This window comes from Leptolyngbya sp. GB1-A1 (genome assembly GCF_039962475.1).
In the GTDB taxonomy this organism is placed as follows: Bacteria; Cyanobacteriota; Cyanobacteriia; order Elainellales; family Elainellaceae; genus Leptolyngbya_A.
The window spans coordinates 1-5,581 of the sequence record NZ_JAMPLI010000106.1 but is presented as its reverse complement, the minus strand read 5'-3'; the positions used below and the strand labels follow the sequence as shown (position 1 = coordinate 5,581).

General features: G+C 46.9%; 3 protein-coding genes and 2 pseudogenes. 4 read left to right on the top strand and 1 reads right to left on the bottom strand.

Annotated features, from left to right (window positions below; genetic code table 11):
• From NDI45_RS30560 to NDI45_RS30550, 3 genes and pseudogenes are all read left to right on the top strand, one after another.
• Positions 1 to 236, top strand: a pseudogene (locus NDI45_RS30560) (hypothetical protein); the annotation flags it as partial.
• Between the two features lie 431 nt (positions 237 to 667).
• Positions 668 to 1,336: an adenylate/guanylate cyclase domain-containing protein gene (locus NDI45_RS30555; protein WP_190791192.1), complete on the top strand. Its 669-nt coding sequence runs from the start codon at positions 668 to 670 to the stop codon at positions 1,334 to 1,336.
• A 125-nt stretch (positions 1,337 to 1,461) separates the two neighbouring features.
• Positions 1,462 to 2,136, top strand: a pseudogene (locus NDI45_RS30550) (IS6 family transposase).
• A 423-nt stretch (positions 2,137 to 2,559) separates the two neighbouring features.
• Here the strand turns inward: NDI45_RS30550 and NDI45_RS30545 are convergent.
• Complete coding sequence (locus NDI45_RS30545; RefSeq protein ID WP_348250039.1) at positions 2,560 to 4,767, bottom strand: EAL domain-containing protein; 2,208 nt, start codon at positions 4,765 to 4,767, stop codon at positions 2,560 to 2,562.
• A gap of 206 nt (positions 4,768 to 4,973) precedes the next feature.
• On the opposite strand from NDI45_RS30545, the gene NDI45_RS30540 reads away from it, so the two are divergent.
• Complete coding sequence (locus NDI45_RS30540; protein ID WP_348250038.1) at positions 4,974 to 5,138, top strand: hypothetical protein; 165 nt, start codon at positions 4,974 to 4,976, stop codon at positions 5,136 to 5,138.
• Positions 5,139 to 5,581 lie beyond the last annotated feature (443 nt).

Below are 5,581 nucleotides of genomic sequence, written 5' to 3'. Positions count from 1 at the left end.
CCGCAGATAGTTTTGAGTGGCTAGATTCAGCGTTCGAGCATCGGGTTTGTTCATACCTCTATGCTAACAATTTCTCTCCTAATCCTGCCCTCTCTTTCCTTGCCGGGTTAATATGGATTGCATCAATGGATTTGTGGTTTACTTGGGCAGAAGAACTGATGCACCTCAAGCCGCAAAAATGCCGCTTTTTCCGACAAGGATTGAGAGCGATGAGCTTGATCCACTCTGTTCTCTAGCTCCTCTGTCACCCCGTGAGGTGAAACGGTTAAGTTAGGTCAACGTTGGAAGGGAGAGTATGGCTGCAAATGGTATTTGGACCACTACTGCTCTGCTAACTCCTTGCACAAGATCAAGACTGCAATGGGAATTGCCTTCTGGTCGCATATTCCGGCTGCAACTCTTCCCCGGCAAGCAATTGAGCCAAATTTGATCTATAACTAGCGATCGTTCTTCAACACAGAAAACTGGGTGTTCTGGGGTACTCCGTTTGTTCCACCCAAGCAGGGGTAGGGAGAGGAAAGGATGGAGGCAGTCGTTCTCACCCTAATCCCAAGCATTAAGCCAAGTTCAGAAACCAGAGTTTCTTCTTCAACGAGCAGATCAAGGTAGCCCTTGGGCACTCTCTTGTCTAGGTGATCTAGATAGACAATTTTCTTTCTCTGAACTAATGCTTAACATCCCCTCGAACAATCATAAGACTGATGTATTGTTGAACTCCCGCGCGAATTTGCAGCGCCTACTGCGTCAAATTATTGAATACCCTAACCGCAGCGCAGAGACCACTGAAATCATTGAGAATATCTTTAGCGACAATAAAGTCATTCTGGTGCTCGATATGAGCGGCTTCTCTCGCACAACTCAACAATTCGGGATTATTTCTTTCCTATTGATGATTCATCAAATGCGCTCGATTTGTGAACCTTGCATTGAGCAGAACAGAGGAATCTTAGTCAAGGCTGAGGCTGATAACCTATTCTGCTTATTCGATAAAGTGATTGACGCAGTGACCGCAAGCCAGGAGATGAACGATTGCCTCAACGCTGCAAACGCTGTGTTACCAGCAGAACAGCATCTATACGCATCCTTTGGAATAGGGTATGGAAAGATACTCAATATTGCCAATGAAGATATATTTGGGAATGAAGTGAACCTGGCAAGTAAGTTAGGGGAAGATATCGCAGGTCGGGAGGAAATATTACTGAGTTCATCTGCAAGAGCTGAGCTTGGAGAATCAGGTATTGGCACACGCGAAGAAAATGTAAGTATTTCTGGGATATTGCTTACCTATTACAGGGTGGAGGGATATACATTACCTATCCCTACCCGGCAGGGGTAGCAAGAACTAGGAGGCAATCGACTTGGTTGTGTCGCAAAAACCAGTGGAGGATAAGGTAGACAAGCCCAATCTTGCTTTCTCTTCCTCCGATGTCCACACCTTCTCTATTTCAATGGTGACATTTCTTGCCCGACGTCATCTTGCTCAGCGTGCGATGGTACTGTCGATACGCCTTATCCTATCGGGACTTAGAAGAGAGGATGGCAGAACGGGGAGTAGAAGTGGATCATTCGACGATCCATTGGTGGGGGTTGAGCGATGTCCCAGGACTGGACAAGCGAGCTCGACTGCACTTGAGCGAAACGAACGATTCCTAGCGGGTGGATGAGACATATATCCAGGTGAAAGGAGTATGGAAATATCTTTACCGAGCGGTAGATTCAATGGGCAACACGCTCGACTTCATGCTAGTGCGATCGCGGGATGGCAAGGCAGTCGCAAGATTTTTCCGCAAAGTTCTCAAGGCGACTCATCCTTAAACGCCGCGAGTGATTACGGTGGACAAGAACGCTGCCTACTCAGGAGCAGTCGAAGCCTTGAAAGGCGATGAAACGCTCACAGCAGAGACAGAATTACGGCAAAGCAAGTACCTGAATAATATCATTGAGCAGGATCACCGCAACATCAAGCGATTAAGCCAACCAATGATGAGATTCGGCTCATTCAACACGGCAAGACGAACCTTAAGCGGAATTGAAGCAATGAGTCTGGTTCGCAAAGGACAAGTCAAGGGAATCAGCAAAGGGGACAGTGTGTCTCAAGTAAAATTGATTGAAGCACTCTTCGGAATTAGCGCTTAACGAAACGCGAACAAGATACTTCGTTTGTCACTAAAAAGTATTTGCGACACAACCGCCCATGGATTTGCTCATTTCGTATGGCAATGAATTTCAGAGAACTCTGATCCTTGGCTTGAGTAAGCTGTCGAGAACACTTTAACCCAGTTCCAGAAGTTTACGCGTAGTTTACAGGAGGATTATGAGGTAGTCAAAGCAGGAGTCACATTAGAAACAAGCAATAGAAAAGTTAAAGGACAAATTAACCGAGATGTTGGAACGTCAGATGTATGGACGGGAGTAAGGACTATGGATGCAATGACTCTCTCTTTGACACAACGGGTAAATCGCAGTGTGCTGGGTGGAGGTGACAGTCAATTGGAGATCCCTAGTTACTTGATCTAACTTCCAGCTTTCGACTCTAAGCTGCGTAGGGTTTCATTCTGTTTACAACGTAGTAACCTCTTCGAAGCTTATCTGCACTGCACAATTTTTACCTTGAGCTTTCGCTTGATATAGTCCTTGATCGGCGGCAGAGATTAAGATAGCAGGAGATGACTGGCTATGAGGAATGAGCGTGGTCATCCCAAAGCTGAGGGTTATCCATTCACGAACCTGAGAATTGGGATGAGGCAGTTTTAATGCATTGATGTTCGTTTGAATTGCGTTAATGATAGCGATCGCTCCATCAACATCGGTATTGGGTAAAATGACTGCAAACTCTTCTCCACCGTAGCGAGCCACTAAATCAGCGGGACGCTTAGCCGCTTGCATAATGGCACTGGCAACTTGCCGCAATACATCGTCACCTGCTAAATGTCCATGCGTATCGTTATAAAGCTTGAAGCAATCAACATCACATAAGATTAGCGATAGAGGAGCTTGCTCTCGTGCTAGCCGTTGCCACTCTGCGTTAAGTCTATCGTCAAAGCAGCGGCGATTTGCGACTTGGGTTAATCCATCGACCGAAGCAAGACGTTGAAGTTCTTGATTGGCGCTTTGTAATTGATGATACAGTTCTGATTGCTGAATGGCGCTCGCTGCCTGACCTGCAAGCTGATTGAACAAATTAATTTCCGATTGTCGCCATTGTCGCGTGTTGTAGCATTGGTGAGCAATCAACAGTCCCCACAACCGCTCTTTTTGCAAAATCGGCACAATTAAATCTGCCCGGATTTGCAAACTCCTGAGCAATTCAATATGACATGGTGATAGCCCTGCTGTTTCAATGTTTTCGATCGCTCGGCTATTGCCCTGTCGGTAATAAGCAGCCTGGGTAGATTGAAAGCAAGTATCCATCACATGAAAGCCCAAAATGGATGGACATCCTTCTGCTAAAGATTCTACAGCGACTAACCCGCTCCAATCTGGCTCAAACTGATAGATGACGACTCGGTCTACCTCAAACCATTGTCGAACTTCATCTGCGGTAGTTTGTAGAATCTCGTTCAACTCCAACGACTGTCGAATACGTTGTGTGACAGCCGCCACAATGCGTTCAGACTCACTCTGGTGTCTAACTTGCTGCTCAACTAGCTGACAAGATGTTGTTGCCATTATGGGGCTGGTATTAAAGCGAGGAGTAGCCATGACTGGCACAGCACTCGGCTTGGCAATGAGATAGCCTTGAGCGAAGGTTGCACCTCTTGCTTGCAGCCAGTTCAGTTCTTCAACGCACTCAATGCCCTCCGCAACTGTCTGAATGTTCAGCCTCTGAGCGATTTCCAGAAGTTTTTCGGTAATAGAAGCTTTGTAAAGGTCTTGATGGACATTTCGAATTAGCTCCATATCCAACTTAATGAAATCGGGGCGTAGCTGATGCAGCAAGTTTAAGCTGGAATATCCAGAGCCCAGATCATCCAGTGCCACAGAAAAGCCAGCATCCCGGTAATAGCTCAGAACCGTTCTGAGGTGCTCTAAATCTTGCGGGTTGTCTGACTCCACTACTTCAAACACAATTCGTTCATGGGTAATTCCAGCTCGGTCGATCGCCTCTACAGTGCTACGCAAACAAGACACAGGATCATAGAGAGCTGTTGGGGCAAAGTTGATGAAAATGCGTCCTGTTAATTGATGATGGTTTGCTTGAGCGATCGTGCTGAGGCGAGCAACGCGATCTAATTGGGGCAGTAACCCGGCTTCCGTTGCGAGATCCAGAATTGGTCCTGGCATCACCAAGTTGCCCTGCTCATCAATTCCGCGCAGCAGCGATTCATACCCATAAATCCGAGACGTGTCTTGAATGAAGACGATTGGTTGAAAATGGCTTGTGAAGCGTTCAGTTGCCAGCATGTCAACCAGCCAGTCGGACTGGCCAAATTTGATGAAGCGTTGCAGGGAGGCAATGTCACTAAAATCTTGCAGTTGGGGCTGAACTGTCCCTCGAATAAACAAAACTTGTGTTTCTCTCAATTCCCTGGGTGCTATGATACGGGCTACGCTACGCGCAATTTCTTGAGCCTGTCCTGGTTGACAGGTCAAGCTCAAACCTGGTCGCTCTTGCATCAGTTCAAACTTAAGTGCTGCTTGCTTTAAGTAAGGAACAACTTTTGTCAAGGTATGGGGAACAGGAAACCAAAGAAAAAGCTGACCTGCTTCTCCGGTGCAGCATCGCACAAGATTACGACAGGCACAAGTTTTAGAGAAAGATGCCATAAGTAAACTTAGGATTAATCCATATTTTCTTCAGTGTTCCCATCCAACTGTTTAAAGGAAATGAACGAAGCATCATCTGCATGAAGACTTGATGAATGTAGCAACTTGGCTCCTAAGAAACAAGACCCTCCTGGTTGGCTTGACCTGAATCTAAGTAGCTCAACCAAATAAAACGTAAGATAGAGTGGATGTGGTTACCTTAAATTATGCCTGCTGCCCTACAAATTTGCCTCACCGCAGAAGAGGATCGCCCTTTGCGCGAACTCAGCTACGCCGATGGAGTTCCAGAACGAGTCAAACAACGGGCGAGTGCCCTGCGACTTAATGCAGCAGGCTGGAGGACGAATCAAATTGCTCAGCATCTCGATTAGGCACCGCAAACTGTAAGAGAAACAATCCGTCGCTGGCAAGTTGGTGGGTTAGGGGGATTATGGGAAGCATCCGGTCGAGGTAGACATCGACGATGGAGTGAGGCGGATTGGCAAGCCATCGCGCAATGGGTCAAGGAACCCCGGCGTTATAGTGCTGCTCAACTGAGCCAGAAACTCGCGAGTGAGCGGCAAGTTGAATTGGGCAAAGAACAAGTTCGGCGACTTCTCAAAAAAAATTACACCTGGAAAAGGATTCGGCAGAGTCCTCCGACTGAGACGACGACCCCTCAGTATCAAGCCAAGCGGAGTGATTGGGAGATGCTGAAGCAATAGACTTGTCGGGAAATAAGCAAGAATAGAAGGCAGAAATGGGATAAGCAAATGCTGGATATTGAACGGGTGCTGACACAAGACCGCTTGCTGCGCGCTTTAACTGGCTTGAA

Bases quoted from the DNA above. Each gene is read 5' to 3' on its own strand.
- NDI45_RS30540 (WP_348250038.1), top strand. From the start codon at position 4,974: ATGCCTGCTGCCCTACAAATTTGCCTCACCGCAGAAGAGGATCGCCCT.
- NDI45_RS30545 (WP_348250039.1), bottom strand. From the start codon at position 4,767: ATGGCATCTTTCTCTAAAACTTGTGCCTGTCGTAATCTTGTGCGATGC.
- NDI45_RS30555 (WP_190791192.1), top strand. From the start codon at position 668: ATGCTTAACATCCCCTCGAACAATCATAAGACTGATGTATTGTTGAAC.